20 protein-coding genes are annotated in these 24363 nt (G+C 76.5%); 2 read left to right on the plus strand and 18 right to left on the minus strand.

The window, feature by feature from the left end:
- Nucleotides 1-98: 98 nt before the first annotated feature.
- Nucleotides 99-1793, minus strand: a complete 1695-nt coding sequence (gene ilvD / locus H7K62_RS06505) for a dihydroxy-acid dehydratase (RefSeq protein WP_186717146.1) — start codon at nucleotides 1791-1793, stop codon at nucleotides 99-101.
- 66 nt (nucleotides 1794-1859) lie between these two features.
- Nucleotides 1860-2804 (minus strand): 2-hydroxyacid dehydrogenase, encoded by a 945-nt coding sequence (locus H7K62_RS06510; RefSeq protein WP_186717147.1) that lies wholly within the window; start codon nucleotides 2802-2804, stop codon nucleotides 1860-1862.
- A 60-nt stretch (nucleotides 2805-2864) separates the two neighbouring features.
- Between H7K62_RS06510 and H7K62_RS06515 the strand changes: the two genes are divergently transcribed.
- Nucleotides 2865-4109 carry a PQQ-dependent sugar dehydrogenase gene (locus H7K62_RS06515; RefSeq protein WP_186717148.1) on the plus strand — a complete coding sequence of 415 codons (1245 nt, stop codon included), beginning with the start codon at nucleotides 2865-2867 and terminating at the stop codon, nucleotides 4107-4109.
- An 18-nt stretch (nucleotides 4110-4127) separates the two neighbouring features.
- Here H7K62_RS06515 and H7K62_RS06520 read toward each other — a convergent pair whose 3' ends face one another.
- The 11 genes from H7K62_RS06520 to H7K62_RS06570 all read right to left on the minus strand — a co-directional run bounded on the left by H7K62_RS06520 (nucleotide 4128) and on the right by H7K62_RS06570 (nucleotide 18226).
- Nucleotides 4128-6014, minus strand: a complete 1887-nt coding sequence (locus H7K62_RS06520; RefSeq protein ID WP_186717149.1) for a putative bifunctional diguanylate cyclase/phosphodiesterase — start codon at nucleotides 6012-6014, stop codon at nucleotides 4128-4130.
- Between the two features lie 128 nt (nucleotides 6015-6142).
- Entirely contained in the window at nucleotides 6143-7672 is a 1530-nt protein-coding gene (gatB, locus tag H7K62_RS06525; RefSeq protein ID WP_186717150.1) for an Asp-tRNA(Asn)/Glu-tRNA(Gln) amidotransferase subunit GatB, read from the minus strand.
- Nucleotides 7669-9288, minus strand: coding sequence for an Asp-tRNA(Asn)/Glu-tRNA(Gln) amidotransferase subunit GatA (gatA, locus tag H7K62_RS06530; RefSeq protein WP_186717151.1), 1620 nt, complete (start codon nucleotides 9286-9288; stop codon nucleotides 7669-7671). Before gatA ends, gatB begins: the two co-directional genes overlap by 4 nt.
- Nucleotides 9285-9605 carry an Asp-tRNA(Asn)/Glu-tRNA(Gln) amidotransferase subunit GatC gene (gatC, locus tag H7K62_RS06535; protein ID WP_186717152.1) on the minus strand — a complete coding sequence of 107 codons (321 nt, stop codon included), beginning with the start codon at nucleotides 9603-9605 and terminating at the stop codon, nucleotides 9285-9287. Before gatC ends, gatA begins: the two co-directional genes overlap by 4 nt.
- A 136-nt stretch (nucleotides 9606-9741) precedes the next feature.
- The gene (locus H7K62_RS06540) at nucleotides 9742-10662 is read right to left on the minus strand and encodes a hypothetical protein (protein ID WP_186717153.1); all 921 of its coding nucleotides are present in this window, start codon (nucleotides 10660-10662) and stop codon (nucleotides 9742-9744) included.
- Between the two features lie 11 nt (nucleotides 10663-10673).
- Nucleotides 10674-11537 (minus strand): pentapeptide repeat-containing protein, encoded by an 864-nt coding sequence (locus H7K62_RS23610; protein ID WP_186717154.1) that lies wholly within the window; start codon nucleotides 11535-11537, stop codon nucleotides 10674-10676.
- Nucleotides 11530-13740 (minus strand): NAD-dependent DNA ligase LigA, encoded by a 2211-nt coding sequence (gene ligA, locus H7K62_RS06550; RefSeq protein WP_186717155.1) that lies wholly within the window; start codon nucleotides 13738-13740, stop codon nucleotides 11530-11532. The genes H7K62_RS23610 and ligA overlap by 8 nt, the downstream gene beginning before the upstream one ends.
- Before the next feature lie 31 nt (nucleotides 13741-13771).
- Nucleotides 13772-14647, minus strand: coding sequence for a CPBP family glutamic-type intramembrane protease (locus H7K62_RS06555; protein WP_186717156.1), 876 nt, complete (start codon nucleotides 14645-14647; stop codon nucleotides 13772-13774).
- A 21-nt stretch (nucleotides 14648-14668) separates the two neighbouring features.
- A complete protein-coding gene (locus H7K62_RS06560; RefSeq protein WP_186717157.1) occupies nucleotides 14669-15730 on the minus strand; it encodes a uroporphyrinogen decarboxylase/cobalamine-independent methonine synthase family protein in 1062 nt (353 codons plus the stop codon).
- A 164-nt stretch (nucleotides 15731-15894) separates the two neighbouring features.
- The gene (gene mnmA, locus H7K62_RS06565; RefSeq protein WP_186717158.1) at nucleotides 15895-17022 is read right to left on the minus strand and encodes a tRNA 2-thiouridine(34) synthase MnmA; all 1128 of its coding nucleotides are present in this window, start codon (nucleotides 17020-17022) and stop codon (nucleotides 15895-15897) included.
- Between the two features lie 10 nt (nucleotides 17023-17032).
- Nucleotides 17033-18226 carry a cysteine desulfurase family protein gene (locus H7K62_RS06570; RefSeq protein ID WP_370591644.1) on the minus strand — a complete coding sequence of 398 codons (1194 nt, stop codon included), beginning with the start codon at nucleotides 18224-18226 and terminating at the stop codon, nucleotides 17033-17035.
- Nucleotides 18227-18353: 127 nt separating this feature from the next.
- Between H7K62_RS06570 and glgX the strand changes: the two genes are divergently transcribed.
- On the plus strand, nucleotides 18354-20708 hold the full coding sequence (gene glgX, locus H7K62_RS06575) for a glycogen debranching protein GlgX (RefSeq protein WP_222437200.1): 2355 nt from the start codon (nucleotides 18354-18356) through the stop codon (nucleotides 20706-20708).
- Here the strand turns inward: glgX and H7K62_RS06580 are convergent.
- The 5 genes from H7K62_RS06580 to H7K62_RS06600 all read right to left on the minus strand — a co-directional run bounded on the left by H7K62_RS06580 (nucleotide 20609) and on the right by H7K62_RS06600 (nucleotide 24354).
- Nucleotides 20609-21760, minus strand: coding sequence for an ABC transporter substrate-binding protein (locus tag H7K62_RS06580; RefSeq protein WP_370591645.1), 1152 nt, complete (start codon nucleotides 21758-21760; stop codon nucleotides 20609-20611). The genes glgX and H7K62_RS06580 overlap by 100 nt on opposite strands.
- Nucleotides 21761-21829: 69 nt before the next feature.
- On the minus strand, nucleotides 21830-22060 hold the full coding sequence (locus H7K62_RS06585) for a hypothetical protein (protein WP_186717160.1): 231 nt from the start codon (nucleotides 22058-22060) through the stop codon (nucleotides 21830-21832).
- Nucleotides 22057-22722: a hypothetical protein gene (locus tag H7K62_RS06590; protein ID WP_186717161.1), complete on the minus strand. Its 666-nt coding sequence runs from the start codon at nucleotides 22720-22722 to the stop codon at nucleotides 22057-22059. Before H7K62_RS06590 ends, H7K62_RS06585 begins: the two co-directional genes overlap by 4 nt.
- Nucleotides 22723-22762: 40 nt before the next feature.
- Nucleotides 22763-23542 carry an ABC transporter permease gene (locus H7K62_RS06595; RefSeq protein WP_370591646.1) on the minus strand — a complete coding sequence of 260 codons (780 nt, stop codon included), beginning with the start codon at nucleotides 23540-23542 and terminating at the stop codon, nucleotides 22763-22765.
- The gene (locus H7K62_RS06600; RefSeq protein WP_186717162.1) at nucleotides 23539-24354 is read right to left on the minus strand and encodes an ABC transporter ATP-binding protein; all 816 of its coding nucleotides are present in this window, start codon (nucleotides 24352-24354) and stop codon (nucleotides 23539-23541) included. Before H7K62_RS06600 ends, H7K62_RS06595 begins: the two co-directional genes overlap by 4 nt.
- Nucleotides 24355-24363 lie beyond the last annotated feature (9 nt).

Genomic DNA, 24363 nt, shown 5'->3' on the forward strand with positions numbered 1-24363 from the left:
ATGCCCATGCCGGGAGAGTAGCCCCCTCCGGAGCGCCCTGTCAGCCACCGGGACGGACCGTCTCACCTGGTGAGACGGTCCGTCCCGGTGGCCGGACGTCAGGAGCAGACGGCTCCGCCGCTGGCCGACCCCACGAGCCGGGTGTACTTCGCGAGCACGCCGCGGGTGTAGCGCGGGGGCAACGGCTCCCAGCCCTCCCGGCGCGCCGCCAGCTCGGACTCCTCCACGAGCACGTCGAGGGTCTTGTTCTTCACGTCCAGGCGGATGCGGTCACCGTCGCGCACGAACGCGACCGGCCCGCCGTCGACGGCCTCCGGCGCCACGTGGCCCACGCACAGGCCCGTGGTCCCCCCGGAGAAGCGCCCGTCGGTGAGCAGCAGCACGTCCTTGCCGAGGCCGGCGCCCTTGATGGCGCCGGTGATGGCGAGCATCTCGCGCATGCCGGGTCCGCCCTTGGGCCCCTCGTAGCGGATGACCACCACGTCGCCCGCGGTGATGGTGCCGTCCTCCAGGGCGTCCATCGCGGCGCGCTCGCGGTCGAAGACCCGGGCGGTGCCCTCGAAGACGTCGGACTCGAAGCCCGCCGACTTCACCACGGCGCCGCCCGGGGCGAGCGAGCCGTGCAGGATCGTGATGCCGCCGGTGGGGTGGATCGGGTCCGCCAGGGCCCGCAGCACCTTGCCGTCCGGGTCCGGCGGGGCGATGTCGGCGAGGTTCTCGGCCATCGTCTTCCCGGTCACGGTCATGACGTCGCCGTGCAGCAGGCCCGCGTCGAGAAGGGCCCGCATCACCACCGGCACGCCGCCGATCTTGTCGACGTCGGTCATGACGTGCTGGCCGAACGGCTTGACGTCGGCCAGGTGCGGGACGCGGGAGCCCACCCGGTCGAAGTCGGCCAGCGTCAGCTCCACCTCGGCCTCGTGGGCGATCGCGAGCAGGTGCAGCACGGCGTTGGTGGAGCCGCCGAAGGCCATGACCACGGAGATGGCGTTCTCGAACGCCTCCTTGGTCATGATGTCGCGCGCGGTGATGCCGCGGGAGAGCAGGTTGACGACGGCGGCGCCCGAGGCCCGGGCGAACCCGTCGCGGCGGCGGTCCGTGGCCGGCGGGGCGGCTGAACCGGGCAGGCTCATGCCGAGGGCCTCGGCGGCGCTGGCCATGGTGTTGGCCGTGTACATGCCGCCGCACGCGCCCTCGCCCGGGCAGATCGCCTTCTCAATGGCCGTGACGTCCTCGCGGCTCATGAGCCCGCGCGCGCAGGCGCCGACGGCCTCGAAGGCGTCGATGATCGTCACCTGCTTCTCGGTGCCGTCGGAGAGCTTGGCGAAGCCGGGCAGGATCGAGCCGGCGTAGAGGAACACGCTGGCGAGGTCGAGGCGGGCGGCGGCCATGAGCATGCCCGGCAGCGACTTGTCGCACCCGGCCAGCAGCACCGAGCCGTCCAGGCGCTCGGCCTGCATGACGGTCTCCACGGAGTCGGCGATGACCTCGCGGCTCACGAGGGAGAAGTGCATGCCCTCGTGGCCCATGGAGATGCCGTCGGAGACGGAGATGGTGCCGAACTCCAGCGGGTAGCCCTGGGCGGCGTGCACGCCGTCCTTCACGGACTTGGCCAGCCGGTCGAGCGACAGGTTGCAGGGGGTGATCTCGTTCCACGACGAGGCCACGCCGATCTGCGGCTTGGCGAAGTCGTCGTCGCCGAGGCCGACGGCACGGAGCATGCCGCGGCTGGCGGTGGCCTCGAGCCCGTCGGTGACCTGGCGGGAGCGGGGCTTCATGTCGGCCTGGGTCATGCCCGCGATCCTACGGCCGCGTAGGTTGCGCCCCCACCAGCCCCGGGACCGCTCTCGGCGCGGCCCTCAGCCGACGACGACGTTGAGCGGGTCCTGCCCGGCCGCGAGGCGCTCGACCTGGGCGCGGAGCAGCCGCAGGGCCCGCGGGCGCATGGCCGTGGTGTTGCCGCCGACGTGCGGGGCGATGAGCACGTTCGGAGCGCCCCACAGCGGGTGGTCCTCGGGGAGCGGCTCCGGGTCGGTCACGTCGAGGGCGGCGTGCAGGCGCTCGGCGCGCAGCTCGGCCAGCAGCGCGCCGGTGTCGACGATGGGGCCGCGGCCCACGTTGACCACGAGCGCCTGGTCGGGCAGGGCGGCCAGGAACGCCGCGTCGACCAGTCCGCGCGTGCTGTCCGTGAGCGGCAGGCCGATGAAGACCACCTCGGCGGTCGGCAGCAGCTCCGGCAGCTCGTCGATCCCGTGGACCTGCCCGCGCCCGTCGGTGCGGGCCGTGGTGGCCACGCGCACGAGGTCGACCTCGAAGGGCTCCAGGCGGTCGGCGATGGCTCCGCCGATGCCACCGGTGCCGAGCACGAGGACGCGGCGGTCGGCCAGCGCGCGGCGCTGCACCGGGCGCCAGGCCCCCTCCTCGGCGTCGCGGACGGCGTCGTCGAGGCCGCGCAGCTTGGCCAGCGCCAGCGCCAGCGCCAGCTCGGAGGTGGAGGCGTCGTGGATGCCCGCGCCGTTCGCCAGGCGCACGCCACCGGGCAGGCGCTCGAGGAGGTCGTCGTACCCGGCCGACGTCGTCTGGACCAGCCGCAGCGCCGGCAGGGACCCGAGGGACTCCAGCGCGCCAGCGGGGTGCATGTACGGCAGCACGACGTACCCGACCTGCTCGGCGTCCGCGCCGAGCGCCTCCCGCGGGTCGGAGTCGACGTCCCAGACCAGGCTCCGCACGCCCGGGGGCAGGTGCGGCGCGAGGGCCTCCTGCCAATCGGCGTCGGGCAGGGTGATGGTCAGCACGTCGCTCACGGACGACCACCCTGTCAGGCCCCGACTGGCCGTGCGACCTGCGGCGGGTCAGGCTGGGGGATGGGCCGACCCTCCACCGCCGGACGCGCCGCACCCGCCTGCCTGCTCGCCGCCGCGCTCGCGCTGACCGCCTGCTCGGGCCAGCAGGCCGCGGCCCCCGCCGCGGTGTCCACCGAGCAGCTGCCCGCGCCGTCGTCGTCCCCCTCGTCGGCGGCGTCGTCGTCCGCGTCGACAGGGGTCTGGGCCGCGGGGCTGGCCCTGCGCGGGACCCCGCAGCCCGCGCAGGACGTGGTCACCGGCCTCGACGTCCCGTGGAGCACGGTCGTGCTGCCCGACGGCAGCGCCCTGGTCAGCGAGCGCGACACCGCGCGCGTCCAGCGGGTCTCCTCCGACGGCGGCGGCTGGTCCGCCCAGCAGGTCACGGCCCCGGGACCTGGCGGCTCCGTGCCCGGCGTCGAGCCGCGCGGGGAGGGTGGGCTGCTGGGCCTGGCCCTCTCCCCCGCCTTCGCCGAGGACGGGTGGCTCTACGCCTACACGACCACCGCCACCGACGACCGCGTGGTGCGGATGCGCTACACCCCCGGCAGCGGGGACGGCGCCGGCTCGCTGTCAGCGCCGGAGCCCGTGCTCACGGGCATCACCTCGGCCACCGTCCACCACGGCGGCCGGCTGGCCTTCGGCCCCGACGGCATGCTCTACGTGACCACCGGGGACGCCAGCGCGCCGTCCACCGCGCAGGACCGGGACGCGCTCACCGGCAAGGTGCTGCGCCTCACCCCCGAGGGCCGCCCGGCCCCCGGCAACCCCGTGGAGGGCTCGCCGGTGTGGACGTGGGGCCACCGCAACCCGCAGGGCATCGGCTGGGACTCCGCAGGGCGGATGTTCCAGGCCGAGTTCGGGCAGGACGCCCAGGACGAGCTCAACCTGCTCGAGCCGGGGCGCGACTACGGGTGGCCGCTGGTGGAGGGGGCGGTGGCCGGGCCGTCGGGCTCGGCGAGCGGCGTCGACGACCCGGCCTTCACGGCCCCCCTGGTCACCTGGCGGACGTCGGACGCCTCTCCCAGCGGGCTGCTGGTCACCGGGGACGCCGTGTACGTGGCCGCGCTGCGGGGGCAGGAGCTGTGGCGCGTGCCGCTGGCCGACGGCCGCCTCGGCCAGCCCGAGCGCGTCTTCGACGGCGAGCACGGGCGGGTGCGCGACGTGGTGGCCGGTCCGGACGGGGCGCTGTGGGTGCTCACCGACAACACCTCCCGCGGGACGCCCCGCGACGGGGACGACAGGCTGCTGCGCGTGCCGCTGGCCTGACCTGCGCCCCGGGCCGTCTCAGGCGAGGGGCTCTCGGTCGGCGGTCAGGGCGCGCGGGGGCGCCGCCAGGTGCGCGGCCAGCTGCGACGGCTCGAGGGCGCGCGACCACAGCCACCCCTGGCCCAGGCGGACGCCGAGGTCGAGCACCATCCGCGCCTGCGCCTCGTCCTCGATGCCCTCCGCCACCACCTCCAGGTCCAGCGAGCGGGAGACGGCCACCACCGCGGCGAGCAGCGCTCGTGAGCGCTCGCTCGCGGCCGCGGCCACCACCAGGGACCGGTCCACCTTGACGTACGTGACCGGCAGGCGGTCGAGGTAGCCCAACGAGGAGTAGCCGGTGCCGAAGTCGTCGATGGCGAGGCGGACACCGGCCTCCCGCAGCTCGCGCAGCGTGGGGGCGGCCGGGTCCTCGCGGGCCAGGAACACCGACTCGGTGACCTCCACGGTGAGCAGGTCGAGCGGCACCCCCGCCTGGGCCGCGGCGGCGCGCACGCCGTCGGCGTAGCCGTACCGGCGCAGCTCGTGCACGGAGGCGTTGACGGCCACCCGCAGGTGGCGCTCGACACCGCCCGCCGCCACGTGGGCGGCCAGGCCCTGGCGCAGGACGCTCTCGCCCAGCTGGTGCACCAGCCCGGCCGCCTCGGCCACGGGCACGTACTCCTCGGGCGAGACCACCCCGAGCACCGGGTCGTCCCAGCGGGAGAGCAGCTCGAAGCCGGTGGTGGTGCCGGTGGCGACGTCGACGACCGGCTGCAGGCCCACGGAGAGCCTGTCGGCCGCGAGCGCCTCGCGCAGGGCAGCGGTGACCTGGTGCTGGCGCCGGGTGCGCTCGACCAGGGCGGCGTCGTGGACGCCGATGCCACCGTCGCAGCGGGCCTTGGTGGCGCGCAGGGCGGCCGCGGCGTCGGACAGGACGGCGGCGGGGTCCAGGACGCCGGGGACGGCCTCGGCGACGCCGGCGCTGGCGCTGAGGGGCCGGTCGTCGGACAGCGAGGCCCGGCGGACGGCGGCGAGGGCCACCTCCGCCCGCGCGCGGCCGTCGGCGGCGGTGCCCGGGCCCCGCAGGAGGAACTGGTCGCCCCCGGTGCGGTGGACGGTCCAGTCCGCAGGGGTGGTCTCCAGCAGGACGCGGGCCACCGAGCGCAGCGCCGCGTCGCCGCAGGAGGAGCCGAACTGGGCGTTGTACTCGTAGAAGGAGTCCAGGCCCAGCTTGACCACCACGGTGCGCTCGGCGGCGCCGTCGCGCTGGAGCACCTCGACGAGGTCGCGGCGGTTGGGCAGCCCGGTGAGGTCGTCGGTGAGCACCTGCCGGCGCAGGTCGCCCACGAGTCCCGCGCGCTGGCGGCGCAGCTGGGCCTCGCGGAGGGCACCGAGCGCGACCACGAGGCACACCAGCACGCCGCTCTCGAGGTCCAGGTAGGCGCCGCCCGGACCGGCGCTCAGGGCCACCACGGTGATGACACCGCCCACGAGCACGCCGCTGGTGAGGGCGCCGGAGCGCGCGGCGCGCTCCTCGGCGGGGCAGCCACCCGTTCCCCGGTGGGGGCGAGCCAGGGCGGTGAGCACGCCCAGGCACGCGAGGGCGCACAGCGCGAGGAGGGCGAGCGCGCCGAGCGCGGCGACCGCGGTGCTGGTGGTGCTCGCGCGGACCTGGTAGTGGACGAGCCAGGCGACAGCGGCCAGCGAGGCACCGGTCACGAGGGCGTCCAGCGCGGCGGTGCGGCGCTCGCCGGCCGCGAGCGCGCGCAGGACGCAGGCGCCGGCGAGCGGCGCGGCGAGCACGACGACGGCGTCCACGGACGGCTGCGCACCGGGCGGCACGACCCACCAGCGGACCAGGAGGACGACGACGACGGCGACCGCGAGCAGCAGCCCGGACAGCCGCGGCAGGCGCCGCCAGCTCACCGGGTCACCAGCCGCTCGCACCCTCGTGTGGTCGGTCCGCCGACGGGGGGACTTGAGCGCGCGACGGGCGTCCGGGCGAGCCCGAGCGGACGGCTCGGGACCCTGGTGGCGCGGCTCCAGCACCGTGCTCAGCCCGCGGCGACGCGCTCCAGCACCAGCTCGCGCACGCGGGCGGCGTCGGCCGACCCGCGGGTCGCCTTCATGACCGCACCGACGATCGCTCCCGCCGCCTGCACCTTCCCGTCGCGGATCTTGCCCGCGACGTCCGGGTTGGCGGCCAGCGCCTCGTCGACCGCCGCGAGCAGAGCGCCGTCGTCGGAGACCACGGCCAGGCCGCGCGCCTCGACCACCTGCTGCGGGTCGCCCTCGCCGTCGAGCACGTGCTCGAGCACCCGGCGGGCCAGCGTGTCGTTGAGCTTGCCGCCGTCCACGAGCGCCTGCAGCTGCGCCACCTGGGCCGGGGTGACGGGAAGCTCCTCCAGGGCGGTGCCGCGGGTGTTGGCGGCGCGGCTGAGCTCGCCCGTCCACCACTTGCGGGCCGCTGCGGCGGGCGCGCCGTGCGCCACCGTGGCCTCGACGAGGTCGAGGGCCCCCGCGTTGAGCAGGTCGCGCATGTCGAGGTCGGTCAGGCCCCAGTCGGTCTGCAGGCGGCGGCGGCGCGCGGCGGGCGGCTCGGGCAGCGACGCGCGCAGCTCCTCCACCCAGGCCGGGTCCGGGGCCACCGGCACCAGGTCGGGCTCGGGGAAGTACCGGTAGTCCTCGGCGTCGGACTTCACGCGCCCGGAGGTGGTGAGGCCGGTGTCCTCGTGCCAGTGGCGGGTCTCCTGCAGCACCGCGCCGCCCGCGAGGAGCACCGCCGCCTGGCGGCCCACCTCGTAGCGCACCGCGCGCTCCACCGACCGCAGCGAGTTGACGTTCTTCGTCTCGGTGCGGGTGCCCAGGCGGGCCTCGGCCGAGTCGCGCAGCGAGAGGTTGACGTCGCAGCGCATGGAGCCCTGCTCCATCTTCACGTCGGAGACGTCCAGGCCGCGCAGCAGGTCGCGCAGGGTGGCGACGTACGCGCGGGCGACCTCCCCCACGCGCGCGCCGGCGCCGGTGATGGGGCGCGTGACGATCTCGATGAGCGGGATGCCGGCGCGGTTGTAGTCCACCAGCGAGTACTCGGCGCCGTGGATGCGCCCGGTGGCCCCGCCGACGTGGGAGGACTTGCCCGTGTCCTCCTCCATGTGGGCGCGCTCGATCTCCACCCGGTGCGTGAACGCCGGCAGCGAGCCGTCCTCGGAGGCGGGCACCTCGACGTCGAGCCAGCCGTCGAACGCGATCGGCTCGTCGTACTGGCTGGTCTGGAAGTTCTTGGGCATGTCCGGGTAGAAGTAGTTCTTCCGCGCGAACCGGCACTCGCTGGCGATGGAGCAGTTGAGCGCCAGGCCGATGCGGACGGCGGACTCCACCGCCTTGGCGTTGAGCACCGGCATCGAGCCCGGCAGGCCCAGGGACGTCGGGTCGACCTGGGTGTTCGGCTCCGCGCCGAACTCCGTGGGCGCCCCGCTGAACATCTTCGTGGCGGTGTTCAGCTCGACGTGCACCTCGAGGCCCACCACGGGGTCGAAGCGGGCGACGGCGTCGTCGTAGGGGACCAGGTCGGCGCTGGTGCTCATGCGGAGGCTCCGGCGGTCGTCGCAGCAGGGGTGGCGGGCGTCCAGGCGGGGATGCGGTCGAGCAGCTTCCCGCCCCACGCGGCGTGCAGGCGCGCCTCCAGGGCGGCGCCCACGCGGTACAGCCGGGCGTCCTCGCGCACGGGGGCCAGCAGCTGCAGGCCGACCGGCAGGCCGTCCTCGGGGGCCAGCCCCACGGGCAGGCTCATGCCGGGGATGCCGGCGAGGTTGGCGGGGATCGTCGCGACGTCTCCGCGGTACATCGCCAGCGGGTCGTCGAGCTTCTCCCCCAGCCGGAACGCCGTGGTGGGTGCCGTCGGGCTGACCAGGACGTCCACCTGGGAGAACGCGGCGGCGAAGTCCCGCTGGACGAGCGTGCGGACCTTCTGCGCGCTGCCGTAGTAGGCGTCGTAGTAGCCGCTGGAGAGGGCGTAGGTGCCCAGGATGATGCGGCGCTTGGCCTCGGCGCCGAAGCCCTTGGCGCGGGTGGCGGCCATGACCTGCTCCGCGGTGACCTCGGAGGGGTCCACGCCCTCCGGCAGCACCCGCAGCCCGAAGCGCATCCCGTCGTAGCGGGCCAGGTTGCTGCTCGCCTCGCTCGGGAGGATGAGGTAGTAGGCGCCCAGCGCGTGCTCGAGGTTGGGGCAGCTCACCTCGACCACGTCGGCGCCCGCGGCGCGCAGCTGGTCGAGCGCCTCGGAGAAGCGCTGGAGCACCCCGGGCTGGAAGCCCTCCGCGTGTCCCGTGCCGCCCAGCTCGGACACCACGCCCACCCGCACGCCGCGCAGGTCGCCCCGGGCGCCCTCCTGGGCCGCCGCGACGACGGCGGGGACGGGGTCGGTCAGGGAGGTGGAGTCGCGCGGGTCGTGTCCGCCCATCACCTCGTGCAGCAGCGCCGTGTCGAGCACGGTGCGGGCGCACGGGCCGCCCTGGTCGAGGCTGCTGGCCAGGGCGATGAGGCCGTAGCGGGAGACGCCGCCGTAGGTCGGCTTCACCCCGACCGTCCCGGTCACGGAGGCCGGCTGGCGGATGGAGCCGCCGGTGTCCGTGCCGGTGGCCAGCGGCGCCTCGAAGGCCGCCAGCGCGGCGGCGGAGCCGCCGCCGGAGCCACCGGGGATCCGGTCAGCGGCCCACGGGTTGCGGGTGGGCCCGAAGGCGGAGTGCTCGGTGCTGGACCCCATGGCGAACTCGTCCATGTTGGTCTTGCCGAGCGTGACCAAGCCGGCGGCTCGCATCTTCTCGACCACGGTCGCGTCGTACGGGGGCACCCAGCCCTCGAGCATGCGGGAGCCCGCGGTGCTCGGCATGCCCCGGGTGACCATGACGTCCTTGACGGCCACGGGGACACCGGCCAGCGGGTGCAGCTCGTCGCCGCGGGCGCGGGCGGAGTCCAGCTCCGCGGCGCGGGCCAGCGCACCCTCGCGGTCCACGTGCAGGAAGGCGTGGACGCCGGACTCGGCGGGCCCGTCGACCTCCGCGATCCGGTCCAGGTGGGCCCGGGTGAGCTCGACGGCGGACACCTCGCGTGCTGCGAGGGCGGCCGCCATGGCCGAGGCGTCCAGGCGGGTCAGCTCGGACGCGCTGCCGCTCGTGCTGCCGGTGGTGCTGCCGGTGGTCATGCGTCCTCCCCGAGGATGCGCGGCACGCGGAACTTGTCGTCCTCGGCCTCCGGCGCCGCGGCGAGGGCGTCGGCGGCGGTCAGCACGCCCGCGACCACGTCGGGCCGGGTCACGTTGGTCAGCGGCACCGGGTGGCTCGTGGCCGGCACCGGCTCGCCCGTGGCGCGCTCGGCGGCGGCGACAGCACCGGTGACCGAGGCGACCGCGTCGACGATGGCGGTCAGCTGGTCGCTGAGGTGGTCGAGCTCGGCATCGGGCATGTCGATGCGGGCCAGCCGCGCGAGGTGCGCGACCTCCTCGCGGGGCAGGGCGGGCATGGGAGCCGAGTCTAGGAGGGTCGGCCGCGGCTGGTCGTCGGCCCCGGTCGCCAGGTACCGCCCCCCTGCCGCGACGGTCGAGGGAGCCGCGCACGCGTGGCCGCGCGCAGCGTCCTCGACCGCCGCGGAGCAGCGGTCAGGACTGCTGGTCGCTCGCCTGCTCAGCGGGCTGCTCAGCGGGCTGCTCAGCGGGCTGCTCGGCGGGCTGCTCAGCGGGAGGGGTCGTGACCTGCTCGGGCTGGTCGGCGTCGGGGACGCCCGCGGTGGCGATGCCCTCGGGGGCCTCGGGGGCGGCGGTCACGTCGGTGGCGGTGACGGAGGTGGCGCGGGGACGGCGCGTGCGAGGGGTGGTGGCGCGCGGCGTTCCGGTGCCGGCGGCCCGGCGGGTCCTGGTGGTCCGCGGCGGGGTGTCCGCGGCCTCCCCCTCAGGGGTGTCGACGACGACGCCGGGCTCGGCCGCCCCGGTGGAGCCGCTCGCCGACGCGGTGGTGCGCCGGGTCCGGGTGCCGGTGGCGCGCGGGGCGCGGGGCGTCGTGGTGCGGGTTCGCCGCGCCGGGGCGGGCGCCTCGCTCGCAGCGGCCGGCTCGGCCGTCGGCTCCGGGGTCGGCTCCGGGGTCGGCTCGGCGGTGGCGGTCTCGGCGGCGGCCTCGGCCGGGGTACCCGCGTCCGCGGCGGTCGCGGCGTCGGCGGCGCCCTGGCGCCGGGCGGCCTTGCGGGCCAGCTGCTCGTGCTCGCGGCGCGCCTCGTCCGCCGCCACGTCGGCGGAGTGCGCGGCCTTGTCGGCCTTCTTCGCCTTGCCCCGCAGGTCCTCCAGGGACGCCTTGGCCTTCACCAGCGCCTTCTCGGCGGCGGCGAGGGACGCACGGGCCTCCTTGCGTGCGGTCTTCGCCGCGGCGACGGCCGCAGCGGCCTCGTCGCGGCGGCGCGCGGTCTCCTCGCGCCGGGTGGCGGACTCGTCCTTGGCGGCGGTGGCGCTGTCCAGGGACGCCTGCGCTGCGCGCAGCCGGTCCGCCAGGCTCACCGACGGGCTCTTGCCCTTGCTCTTCTTCTTGGCCATGGACGTACGTCCTACACCCTCTGACCTGCGGTGTCGCGGTGGGGGCCGCCGCCGGGGAGGCCGCGCCACACGGGCAGCGGCCCGTCGGGCAGGCGCGTGGACGCGTCGCCCCGGGCCGCGTCGAGCTGAGCGGTGGTGACGAAGAGGGCCCCGGTGAGGTCCGCGCCCCGCAGGTCGGCGCCGCGCAGGTCGGCCCCGAGCAGGTCAGCCCGCCGCAGGTCCGCCTCGCGCAGGTCGGCGCCCAGCAGCAGCGCCCCGCGCAGGTCCGCGCCGCGCAGCCGGGCGCCGCGCCAGCGACGGCCGGACAGGTCCGCTCCCCGGTGCCGCGCGGTCCTGCCGGGCACGTCGGCGCGCAGCGCACGGCTCGCGTGCTCCAGCAGCGGCCCGGCGGCGCGCCGCTGCTGCCCGACGTCGACGTGCGCCAGCTCCTCCCTGCCCGAACCCGCCAGTGCTGCGACGCTCCCGCGCAGCGCCTCCACCTCGTCCCGGAGCGGCCCCGGACGCAGCAGCCCGGCGGCCTCGGTGAGGTGCCACAGCACCTCGTGGAGGCCCCGCAGGGCGTTGAGCACCTCGGGCAGGTCGGGGGCCTGCGCCAGCAGCGCGGAGGGCGGCGGCGGCCCGCCCGGGCGCTGCCCGAAGACCACCTGCACGGCGCGCTGGCCGGCCCCGAAGCAGTCGAAGGCCACGCACCCGGGGAACCCGCTGGCGACCAGCCGGGTGTGGATGCCGCAGCGGGCGTCGTCGCGCAGGTTCTGGCACGGCGTCCCCGCGGGCTTGTCGACGGCGAAGTCCGCGGACCTGCTGAAGGCCGGCAGCACGCAGCACAGCGCCACGCACCGTCCGCAGTCCGCCCGGAGGGCGGACCTGTCAGCCACCGGTCCCCTCGGCAGGCTCCTCGGCAGGCTCCTCGGCAGGCTCCTCGGCGGGCTCCTCGGCAGGCTGCGTCGGCGGACCGTCGGCGAGCAGCCGCTCGAAGCCCGCCTCGTCGAGCACCGTGACGCCCAGCTCCTCGGCCTTGGCCGCCTTGCTGCCGGGGCTGTCCCCGACCACCACGAACGAGGTCTTCTTCGACACCGACGACGACGCCTTGCCCCCGCGGGACAGGATCGCCTCCTTGGCCTCGTCGCGGCTGAAGCGCTCCAGGGAGCCCGTCACCACGACCGTCAGGCCCTCGAGCGTCCGCTCCACGCCGGCCACGGCCTCGTCGGCCATCGACACCCCGGCTGCGGCCCACGCGTCGACCACGGCGGCGTGCCAGTCCACGGAGAACCACTCCACGACCGCCTCGGCGATGGTCGGCCCGACGCCGTCGGCAGCGGCCAGCTCCTCCTGGGAGGCGGCGCGGAGGGCGTCCATCGAGCCGAACCGCTGGGCCAGCGCCCGGGCCGCCGTGGGACCGACGTGGCGGATGGACAGGCCCACGAGCACGCGCCACAGCGGCCGGTCCTTGGCCGCCTCGAGGTTGGCGAGGAGGCGGGTCCCGTTGGCGTTGAGGACGCGCACGTCCCCCTCGCCCTTCTTCGGGGCGCGGGTGAACAGCGGCAGGGCCAGCAGGTCCTCGGCGGTCAGCGCGAACAGGCCCGACTCGTCGGGGAGCACCTGGCGGCCGTCGTCGTCCTTCTCGGTCAACGCCGTGGCCGCCTCGTACCCCAGGGCCTCCACGTCGAAGGCGCCGCGCCCCGCCACGTGGAAGACGCGCTCGCGCAGCTGCGCGGGGCAGGTGCGGGCGTTGGGGCAGCGCAGGTCGGCGTCGCCCTCCTTCTCGAAGCGCAGCTCGGTGCCGCACTCGGGGCAGTGGGTGGGCATCTCGAAGGCGCGCTCGGAGCCGTCGCGCAGGTCGACGACGGGGCCGACCACCTCGGGGATGACGTCGCCGGCCTTGCGCACCACCACGGTGTCGCCGATGAGCACGCCCTTGCGCGCCACCTCGGAGGCGTTGTGCAGCGTGGCCAGCTGCACCGTGGAGCCGGAGACCTTGACGGGCTCCATGTGGGCGAACGGGGTCACCCGCCCGGTGCGGCCCACGTTGACGCGGATGTCGAGGAGCCGGGTGGTGACCTCCTCCGGCGGGTACTTCCACGCGATCGCCCACCGCGGTGCGCGCGACGTCGCGCCCAGGCGGCGCTGCTGGGAGACCTCGTCGACCTTGACCACCACGCCGTCGATCTCGTGCGCGATCGCCGCGGCGTCGTGGCGGTGCTCGCCGTAGTGGTCGATGTAGGCCTGGACCTCCTCCAGCGACTCCACCACCCGGAAGGCGGGCGAGGTGGGCAGGCCCCACGAGCGCAGCAGCTCGTAGGTCTGCGACTGGCTGGCCGGCTCCAGGCCGCCGCGCACGCCGAGACCGTGGACGATCATCGACAGCGGCCGGGACGCGGTGACGCGCGGGTCCTTCTGCCGCAGCGAGCCGGCCGCGGCGTTGCGCGGGTTGGCGAACGGCGCCTTGCCGGCGTCGACGAGGGAGGCGTTGAGGGCCTCGAAGTCGGCCACGGGGAAGAACACCTCCCCGCGCACCTCGAACTGCTCGGGGAAGCTCGAGGGGTCGCCCGCGAGCTGCTGCGGCACGGCGTCGATGGTGCGGACGTTGTTCGTGACGTCCTCGCCGGTGCGCCCGTCACCGCGGGTGGCCGCCAGCACCAGGCGTCCGCGCTCGTAGCGCAGGTTGACGGCCAGCCCGTCGATCTTCAGCTCGCACAGCCAGCGCACGGCGGGAGCGTCCTCGCGTCCGTCGGACAGGTCCCGCTGCACGCGCCCGGCCCAGGTGGCGAGCTCCTCGCCGGTGAAGACGTTGTCGAGGCTGAGCATGCGCTCGAGGTGGTCGACCGCGGTGAACTCGGTGCTGAACGTCCCGCCGACCACCTGCGTGGGCGAGTCCGGCACGCGCAGGTCGGGGTGGCGCTCCTCGAGCGCCTCCAGCTCGCGCAGCAGCGCGTCGAACTCGCCGTCGGCCAGGGTCGGGGCGTCGCGCACGTAGTAGGCGAAGCGGGCGGCGCGCACCTGCTCGGCCAGCTCGTCCCACGCGCGGCGCGCGTCCGGCGGCGCGCTCGGGAGGTCCTGCGCCGTCTCCTGCTCTGTCACGCCGCCAGTCTGCCGAGCCCCTCCGACAGCGCTACCGACGACCACCCCGGCGGCGCAGCAGCACCACGCCCAGCACCGCCGCCGTGAGCACCAGGTAGGCCATGACGAGCAGCTCGGCGCCCTCGCCGGTGCGCAGCGACAGCCCCGTGGTGGCCGGGTCGCCCAGCAGGAGCCGGTTCACCACGAGGAAGGCCAGGTGGTAGCCGACGCACGCCCACACCGACCCCACCACGGCCCGCACGAGCAGCAGGACGACGCCGAACGCCGCCAGCAGCACCGCGTACGAGACCGGGTCCTGGCCGCCGGGCGCGAAGGTCGCCGCCGGCACGGCCACCCCCAGCCACTCCCCCAGCTGCGCGGTCGCCCAGATCGCCGCCGCCGGGGCCAGCACGAACGCCGCCGTGGTGACCAGGCCCGCGAGCCACCCGGGCAGGTGGCCGCGCATCCCGCCGAAGACGCCGCCGCGCAGTGCCAGCTCCTCCGGCACCGCCTCCAGCGCCGCGGCCAGCGCCAGGGTCACCACCAGCCACAGCAGCAGCACCGGGACGTCCACGCCCGTGACCGCGAACCCGCGGGCTCCGCCGGCGAGGTGGTCGGCGAGCAGCACCAGGCCCGCCGCGCCCAGCCCGAGCGCCGCTCCCGCCAGCACCAGCACGGGCCGGCGCATCCCGAGCACGGACTGCCAGCGCGAGCGGCCGTGGGCCGCGAGCACCAGCGGCACGGTCACCGCGAGGACGACAGCGGCTGGCACGGCGCGCAGCGCGTCCCCGGAGGCCCCGGCGCTGCGCGCCGCGGCGAGGGCGACGCCGGACAGGCCGAGGGCGAGCACGAAGGACAGCCAGGAGGCGGCGGCGCGGGCGAGGTCGCCCGTCAGCCGGTCGCCGGAGGTGGAGCGGGACGGCGGCACGCCTCCACCCTGCCGGGTGGGTCAGGCCTCGGCGAGCACCTCGCCCAGCGCGTCGGCGGTGGCCCGCAGCCGTCCCAGCGCCGCGGCGGCGGCCGCGGGCGACAGGGCCGCGAGCCCCGTCGACGTCGTCACCACCACCTGGCCCAGCTGGGCCGCGGGCAGGCCGAGGTGGTCCCAGGGCGTGCGCACCGCGCTGATCAGCGCGGACACCTCCGGCAGGGCGGCACCGCCCGCGAGCGCCGGCACGTCGAGCACGCCGAGGTGCAGCTCGTGGCCCGCCTCGAGCGCCTCCGCCAGCTGCTCCCACACGGCGGTGCCCAGCGGCCGCGAGGCCGGGGCGGCCAGGACGAGGGCGTCCGCCCCGGCGGTGCGCAGCAGCGGCCACACCCCGGCGGCTCCCGAGGGCCCCGCGGAGGACGACGACGAGGGGGCCGTGCAGCGCAGCGCGGTCCGCACGCCCGCGGCGCGCAGCGCACCGGTGAGGTCGCGCAGGCCGTCACGGGCCCGCTGGGCGTCGACGGCGCGCAGCCTGCCCCAGCCGCTGGCCGTGGGGACGCGCCCCTCCAGGACGGCGGGCAGCGACGGCTCGTCCACCTGGACCACCAGCTGCGCGCCGGGGACGAGCCGCTGCACGTCGGCCGCGTGCTGGAGCACGCCCTCCACGAGCGAGCCGAGCAGGTAGCGGGCGGCACCGTCGTCCACCACGGCGCGCTCGCCGCGCGGGAGCCACACCGAGGCCGCCAGGCTCCACGGGCCCACCACCTGCAGCTTCAACGGGCCGGCGTAGCCGTCGGCGGCCTCGGCGAGGGCGTCGAGGTCGGCCGTGCGCAGCGACGCGGCGCGCTGGGCGTCACGGCCGGGGTGGTCCACCAGGCGCCAGCCGACGGGCTGCAGGTCCACCGGCATGTCCACCAGCAGCGCCGCCGTGCGCCCGGTCGGGTCGGCCCCGGGGCCGCGGGCGGGCAGCTCGGGGGCGAAGGGCAGGTGGTCCCCGCCCAGCTCTCCGAGGACGGCGCGGGCGGCCTCCAGCGGGTGCTCCCCGGGCCAGGCCCCGGTGGCGGTGGCTCTGGGGCGCTCGCTCATGCCCCCAGCGTGGCGGGCGGCGTCCGACCGCCCGCCAGTGGGGGGCTGGGTGGTGCGCTGCCCGGTGGGTGCGCCGGTGCCCGGGGGCAGGGCCTCCACCCGGGCACCAGGCCACCCAGCGAGCACCGGGACACCCGCTCGGCGGACCTCGCGCGGCAGGGGCGTCAGGCGCGAGCCGGAACCCCGTCGCGCACGGCGGCGGCGAGGGTGGCCGAGCCCACCACGCGGGTGCCGTCGTAGAGGGCCAGCAGCTGCCCGGGGGCGACACCGCGCGCGGGCTGGTCCAGCCGCACGCGCACGGTGCCGTCGTCGTCGACCTGCTCCACGGTGCAGGCCAGCTCCGCGCCGTGGGCGCGCACCTGCGCCCCCAGCCGCTGGCCCGGCTCCGGCGGCGGGCCGCACCACACGGCGCCGTCACCGGACAGGAGCTCCACGTCGAGGTCCTCGGCGGAGCCGACCACCACGCGGCGCTCGGCCACGGACACCGAGAGCACGTACCGCGGCCTGCCGTCCGCAGCGGGCACACCCAGGCGCAGGCCGCGGCGCTGGCCGACCGTGTAGCCGGCGGCCCCGTCATGGGTGCCGACGGGGCGGCCGGCGGTGTCGACGACGTCGCCGGGCTGCCGGGCGCTCTCCGGCAGGCGGGCGCCGAGCCAGGCGCGGGTGTCGCCGTCGGGCACGAAGCAGATGTCGGTGCTGTCGGGCTTGTCGGCCAGCGCCAGGCCGCGCGCGGCGGCCTCGGCGCGCACCTCGTCCTTGCCCGTCGCGGTGCCCAGCGGGAACAGGGCCGTGGCCAGGCGCTGCGGCGGCAGCACCGCCAGCACGTAGGACTGGTCCTTGGCGAGGTCGTGGCTGCGGTGCAGCTCCCGGCCGCCGGTGGCCGTCCCCGGTCCGTCCTCCAGGCGCGCGTAGTGGCCGGTGGCCACGGCGTCGAAGCCCAGCGCCAGCGCGCGGTCGGCGAGGGCCGCGAACTTCACCTTCTGGTTGCAGCGCACGCACGGGTTGGGGGTGCGCCCGGCGGCGTACTCGGCCACGAAGTCGTCGACGACGTCCCGGCCGAAGCGCTCGGACAGGTCCCACACGTAGAACGGGACGCCGATGACGTCCGCGGCGCGCCGCGCGTCGCGGGAGTCCTCGACGGTGCAGCAGCCCCGGGCCCGTCCCGGGGTCGCGCTCGGGCTGGCGCTGGCCAGCGCCAGGTGGACCGCGACGACGTCGTGCCCCGCGTCCACCGCGCGGGCGGCGGCCACGGCGGAGTCGACGCCGCCGGACAGCGCGGCGAGCACCCTCATCGCGGCGCCCTCAGGAGCCCGCGAGCGCGAGGCCCGCGGTGCGGGCACGCTCGACGACGGGGCCGAGCACCTCACCGACCAGCGCCACGTCGGCGGCGGTGGAGGTGCGGCCCAGGCTGAAGCGCAGGGCCCCGGCGGCGTCGGCGTCGGACAGGCCCATGGCCCGCAGCACGTGGCTGGGCTGGGGCACGCCGGCCGTGCACGCCGACCCGGTGGAGCACTCCACGCCGCGGGCGTCGAGCAGGTAGAGCAGGGCGTCGCCCTCGGCCCCCGGCACGGTGACGTGCAGGATCCCGGGCAGGCGGTCCTCCGGGCGGGAGGCGCCGCGGACCACGGCGTCGGGGACGGCGGCCAGCACCGCCGCCTCCAGCTGGTCCCGCAGCCCGCGCAGCGCCGGAGTGCGCTCGGCGAGGGTGTCGACGGCGGCGGTGGTGGCCACGGCCAGCCCGCGTGCGGCGGCGGCGTCGACGCTGCCGGAGCGGACCCCGCCCTCCTGGCCGCCGCCGTGCAGCACCGGCACGAGGGGGGTGCCGCGGCGCAGCACGAGGCCGCCCACGCCGGTGGTGCCGCCCAGCTTGTGCCCGGTGAAGGACAGCGCCGCCAGGCCCGAGGCGGCGAAGTCGACGGGGACCTGGCCGACGGCCTGCACCGCGTCGGAGTGCACGGGGACCCCGTGGCGGGCCGCCAGCTCGACCACCTCGGCGAGCGGCTGCAGGGTGCCGACCTCGTTGTTGGCCCACATGACGCTGACCAGGGCCACCGACGCCGGGTCGCGCTCGAGGGACTCGCGCAGCGCGTCCAGGCGCAGCCGGCCCTCGCCGTCCACGGGCAGCTCCTCCACCCGGGCGCCCAGGCCCGCGGGGTGCTCCCCCAGCCAGTGCGCCGGGTCGAGGACGCCGTGGTGCTCCACGGCCGAGACCAGCACGCGCGTGCGGCGCGGGTCCTCCCCGTGGCGGGCCCAGAAGAGGCCCTTCACGGCGAGGTTGTCGGACTCGGTGCCGCCGCCGGTGAGCACGACCTCGCCGGGACGTGCTCCCAGCGCGGCCGCGAGCTCCTCGCGGGACTCCTCCACCACCCGCCGCGCGGCGCGCCCCGAGCTGTGCAGGGCGGAGGCGTTCCCCGAGCGGGTGAGCTCGGTGAGCATGGCCTCGGCCGCGGCGGGCAGCACGGGCGTGTCGGCAGCGTGGTCCAGGTACGCCGTCACGCACCGAGGGTACGTCCATGCGGCAGAGTCATCCCCCATGACCAGCGCGAGCGCCACGTCGAGAGCAGCGGCGAGCACCCCCTCTGGCCCGGTGTCGAGCCCGGTGTCGAGCCCAGCGTCGAGCCCGGTGTCGAGCCCGGTGTCGAGCAGCGCACCGCCCCTGGGCGTGCGCCTGCACCCGGGAGGCGCCAGCGCCGCCGTCGTCGCGTCCCGCGCCGACGCGGTGGCGGTCTGCCTCCTCGACGACGACGGCGCCGGCGGCTGGAGCGAGCGGCGCGTGCCGCTGACCCGCCGTCCCGGCGGCCTGTGGACCGGTGACCTCCCGGGCGTGCGCGCCGGCCAGCGCTACGGGCTGCGCGTCGACGGCCCGTGGGACCCCGCCGCGGGGCTGCGGCACGACCCGGCGAAGCTGCTGCTGGACCCGCACGCCCTCGCCGTCGACGGCGAGCTGCGGTGGGGCCCGGAGCTGTTCGCGCACGAGGTCAGCGGGCCGCAGTGGCTGCCGCTGGACGCCTCGCCGGCCGCGCAGCGGCGCAGCGGCCTGGACAGCGCCGGCAGCGCGCCCGTCGGCGTCGTCCTCGAAGCACCCGTGGCCGACCAGGCCGCACGCCCGCGCACCCCGTGGTCGCGCACGGTGGTCTACGAGGCGCACCTGCGCGGCCTCACGATGCTGCACCCCGACGTCCCGCCGGAGCTGCGCGGCACCTGGGCGGGCCTGGCGCACCCCGCCGTCGTCGAGCACCTGACCCGGCTGGGCGTCACGGCGGTCGAGCTGCTGCCGGTGCAGGCGATCGGCACGGAGATCTCGCTGGCCCGGCGCGGCCAGGCCAACTACTGGGGATACTCCACGCTGAGCTGGTTCGCGCCCGAGCCTCGCTACGCCACCGCGGCCGCGCGCGCCGCGGGGCCGGCGGCGGTGCTCGCCGAGGTGCGCGACGCCGTCGCCGCGTTGCACGCGGCGGGCCTGGAGGTGCTCCTCGACGTCGTCTACAACCACTCCTGCGAGGGCCACGCCCACGACGGGCCGAGCCTCTCGCTGCGCGGCATCGACTCCGCCGGCTACTACCGCCTGGACGGTTCCGGCCGCGACGTCGACTCCACCGGCTGCGGCAACAGCCTCGACTTCGGGCGGCCGCAGTGCGTGCGCCTGGCGATGGACTCGCTGCGGCACTGGGTGACGGCGTTCGGCGTGGACGGCTTCCGGTTCGACCTGGCGCCCACGCTCGGCCGCGGCCTGGACGGCGCCTACCGGCCCGACGCGCCGCTGCTGCTCGCGATGGGCGCCGACCCCGTGCTGTCCGACGTCAAGCTGGTCTCCGAGCCGTGGGACCTCGGGCCGGACGGGTGGCGCACGGGTGACTTCCCACAGCCGTTCGCGGAGTGGAACGACAGGTTCCGCGACGGCGCCCGGGAGTTCTGGCTGGCCGTGCCGGGGCGCGCCTCGCGCGGGGAGCCCACCGGCTCGGGCCTGGGCGAGCTGGCCCTGCGCCTGACCGGCTCCGCGGACCTGTTCGGCGGCGGCCCGGGCGACCGCGGGCCGATGGCGTCGGTGAGCTTCGTGACCGCGCACGACGGCTTCACGCTGGCCGACGCGTGCGCGTTCGACCACAAGCACAACCTCGCCAACGGCGAGGACAACCGGGACGGCACGGACTCCAACCGGTCCTGGAACCACGGCATGGAGGGCTGGCCCGGGGAGGGCGGCACCGCCGCCGGTCCGCTCGCCGACCCGGCCGACGAGCAGGCGGGGTTCGCCGTCGACCCCGACGAGCTCATGGTGACCGCCCTGCGGCGCCGCTCCATGCGCAACCTGCTGGCCACGCTGGTGCTGTCCGCCGGCGTGCCGATGCTCACCGCCGGTGACGAGCTGGGCAGGTCCCAGGGCGGCAACAACAACCCGTACTGCCTCGACGACGAGACCTCGTGGGTCGACTGGCACCTGGCGCCCTGGCAGCAGCACCTGCTGGAGACCACCCGGCAGCTGCTGGCGCTGCGCGCGCAGCACCCCGTGCTGCACGCCGAGCAGCCGCCCCGCCCGGCCCGCGCGGCCGCGGTGCCCGGCGCTCCGCAGCTGACCTGGTGGGACGCCGAGGGCGGCCCGATGGACCCCGAGGACTGGCAGGACCCCCAGAACCGCACCGTGCAGGTGCACCTGGGCGCCGCGCAGACCAGCGGGGAGGACCTGCTGCTCGTCCTCGCCGGGGACCTCGACGACGGCGACCTCGTGCTGCCGCCGCAGCCGGGCGTGGCGGGCTACCGGCTGCTGTGGGACAGCGCCGTGGAGCGCTACCCCGCGGGCGCCCTGGGAGCGCTGGACGCGGTGGGCACGACGGTGCCCGTCAGCGCGCTCTCGACCCGGTTGTACCGGCCGGTCACCTCACCTCAGGACGACGACGCGGACGCCGACGCTGCCGCCGTCGTCGTCGAGCCGGCCGAGGGCCAGACGACCGCGCCGTCGGAGCCGACCACGGCCCGCAGGTAGGAGTCGTCGAAGACGCTGGTCGGGTCCGGGACGCTCTTCAGCTCCCCGGACCCGACCAGCACCTGGCCCTCCGCGGTCAGCGCGGCCGGGTCGACGAAGCCGATCGGCTGGCCGGCCGGGGTGGAGCTGGCCACGAGCTTCGACTCGGTGGTGAAGACCTGCTCGTTGTGGGTCACGTCGAACCCGCTGCCGGACTTCTCCGCCGCCGCCTGCACGCACTGCTGCAGCTGGGTCTGGCAGACCTCGTGGGCGTGCAGCAGCGCCCGGACGAAGTCCTGCACGGCGGTGGGGTGGGCCTTCGCGAAGGCGGGGTTGGCGATGAGCTGCCCGAAGGAGCCGGTCACCCCGTAGTCCTCGGGGTTCCACTGCGTGACCTGGTCACCCATCGCCGCCAGCGTGAGCGGCTCGTTGGACTTGTAGCCGGTGAGGGACTGCACCTGGCCGCGCACGAGCACGGTCGGGTCGTAGCCGACCTTGACCTGGGTGATCGACCCCAGGTCCACCCCGGCCGTGACGAGCATGGCCCTCAGCGGCGCCGGGAGGCTCCCCTTGTGGCCCAGCGTGGTGCCGTCGAGCTGCTTGAGGTCGGTCACGCTCGGCTCGGTCATGAGCGTGGCGATCGGCACGTGGCCGAACGTCGCGACCCCGACGACGTCGGCTCCCCCGGCCACCGCGAGCATCGCCTCGGCCGCGCTGCCGACACCGGACAGCTGGGCCCGGCCCGCGGCGGTGAGCTGCGCGCCCTGCGCGGTGTCGCCGGAGCCGGGCTGCAGCTGCACGTCGAGGCAGACGTCCTTGAAGAACCCCATCGACTCCGCCGCGACGGCCTCGAGGATGGTCGTGGACGCCTGGTACTGGTACCCCGTGAGGTAGGTGACCGTGCCGGCGTCGCGGTTCTTCGCGCAGCGGTCGGCGTCGATGACGCCGCTGCCGCTCGCCGTCGCCCCCTGGCCCGGGGCTGGTGAGGAGCCCGAGCAGGCGGACAGCAGGAGCACGGCGGTGCAGGCGGCCGCCAGGGCGCCGAGGGCGGAGCGGCGTCGGAGCGTGGTCACGCGCCTGATTGTCGGGCCTCGCACCGCTGCGCGGCTTCCGACCGGTCGCAGCGGGGTCTCCGCGGGCGATCAGCTCGTGGGGCCGCCGGTCATCCACTGCGTCGCGAGAGCGCGCCGCTCCGCGTCACCGGACTGCAGGTCCGCGCGCTCAGCGGTGCGGTTCCCCGGGCCGCCGGCGTAGTTCGGGAAGTTGCCGCGGAGGCGCTCGTCGGAGAACCCGACGACGATGCCGGACGCGTAGGCGCCAGCCCGCCGGGGCAGCGCGGCGAGGGCCCTGACCAGTGCCGACGCGAGCTTCATGATCGGACGGTAGACCTCGGCGCACCACCGGTCCAGAGCGCCGCGCCCACGCGGTCGACCAGCGCCCCCAGCGGCGCCGACCCGTCCACCTCCCACGCCACCAGCCCCAGGTCGGCGCACTGCGCGCGCAGCCGGTCGGTGAAGAGCGCGTCGCGCTCCAGCAGGTTCGCGAGCGCTCGCGGCGGGTCGCTGGTGCGCCCCGCGACGTCGCCCAGCGACCCCCTCGCCGCGAAGGCGCGGCGGCGGAACGCGGGGGTCGGCAGCAGCCACAGCGCGTGGGACGGGTCCGCCAGGAGCGGCGCCACGAGGTGCGGCAGCAGCCGGAAGCCCTCTACCAGCACCGGGCGCTCCGGCGGCAGCGCCGCGACGTCGTCGAGGAGCAGGTCGAAGGCCTCCCCGCGGTACCAGTGGAAGGTCTCGAGCATCTGCTGCGGCGTGCTGCCGAGCCACCGCACGTCCGTCGTCGCCGCGGCGAAGCGCGCGAGCTCGGGTGCGGCGGCGGGATCGGCGCGGCGGGCGTGGTCCGCCATGAGCTCGTCGGTGTCGACGACGACGAGCTCGGGGCGCTCGACCGCCAGCGCCCTGGCCACGCTGCTCTTGCCGGCGCCGCTGCCCCCGCCCAGCCAGCGGACGTGCCCGAGTTCCCGTGCGTCCGCGTCCATCAACGGCTCCCGGTCCGTCCGGCGCCGAGCCGCCGGCGGGTCAGCGGCGGCCCGGGGCGTAGCGCGCCAGCACGCGCCGCTCCACCACCACGACGGCGCCGAGCAGCGCCACGCCCATGACCGCCAGCACGATGATCGCGGCGTAGACCGGAGCCAGCCGGTAGCTGGCCGCGGAGGTGGTGATGAGCGTCCCGAGCCCGGCGGACGAGCCGGCCGCGACGAACTCCGCGACCACCGCCCCGACCACGGACAGCGGCAGCACCACGCGCAGCGCCGTGAACAAGGCCGGCAGCGCCGAGGGCAGCCGCAGCCTCAGCAGCACCTCGGTGCGGGAGGCGCGCAGCGAGCGCAGCACCATGAGCGCGTCCGGCGGCGCGGCCCGCAGCCCCTGCAGCAGCGTGACCAGCACCGGGAAGAAGACGACGACGGCGGTGACCAGCACCTTGGGGGTCCGCCCGAAGCCGAAGGCCACCACCAGCGCGGGGGCGAACGCCACGACCGGGGTGGTGTTGAGCACCACGGCCAGCGGCAGCACGGCGCGCGCGAGCAGCGGCACCTCGCTGAGCACCACCGCCAGCACAGCCGCCAGCACCCCGCCGAGCAGCACCCCCAGCAGCGCCGTCGACAGCGTGGTCCAGGCGTCCGCCAGGTAGGTGCCGCCGGAGCCCACCAGCTCGGCCACCACGTCGCCGGGCAGCGGCAGCAGGTAGGTCTGCCCCTGCGCCACGAGGTGGGCGGCCACGAGCTGCCACACCAGCGCGAGCAGCACCAGCGCCACCACCGCGGGTGCCCAGGTGGCGGGCCGCCACCAGCGGCTCACGACGCCTCCGGCGAGCGACCGGCCGACCAGGCCGCGGCGAGCTCGCGGCGCAGCCGGTCCTCCACCGCGTGCATCGCGGGACCGCCGAGGTCGGCCCCGGCCCGCGGGCGCGGCAGACCCACGTCCACCACGTCCACCACGCGGCCGGGCGGGCCCGCCATGACCACCACCGTGTCCGACAGGACCACGGCCTCGCGCACGGAGTGCGTCACGAAGAGCACGGTGGTGCGCACGTGCTCCCACAGCGCGAGCAGCTGGCGCCGCAGCGCCTCGCGGGTGATCTCGTCGACGGCGCTGAAGGGCTCGTCCAGCAGCAGCACCCGCGGCCGCATCGCCACCGCGCGGGCCAGGGCCACGCGCTGCTGCATGCCGCCGGACAGCTCGTGCGGGTACGCCTCCAGGACCGCGCCGAGGCCCACCTCGCGCAGCACCTCCACGGCGTCGCCGCGCTCGGCGGTCTCCCCGTCGCGGCGCCGGCGCCGGTCCGCGGCGCGGTTGACGCGCCGTGGCAGCTCGACGTTGCCGCGCACGGTCAGCCACGGCAGCAGCGCGGGGGTCTGCGGCACCAGCCCGATCTCCTTGTCCGCCGCGGCGACACCGGGTGGGCGTCCGCAGACCAGCACCTCGCCGTCGTCGGGGTCCTCCAGGCCGGCGACGGCGCGCAGCAGCGTCGACTTCCCGCAGCCGCTGGGGCCGATGACGCTGGTGAAGCTGCCCTCGGGCACGTGCAGGTCGAGGCCGGCCACCGCCTGGACCACACCGCGGCCCGCGGCGCCCGGGTAGGAGCGCCGCAGGCCGCGGACGTCGATCACGGGTGGTGC

The organism is Quadrisphaera sp. RL12-1S, assembly GCF_014270065.1.
Lineage (GTDB): Bacteria > Actinomycetota > Actinomycetes > Actinomycetales > Quadrisphaeraceae > Quadrisphaera.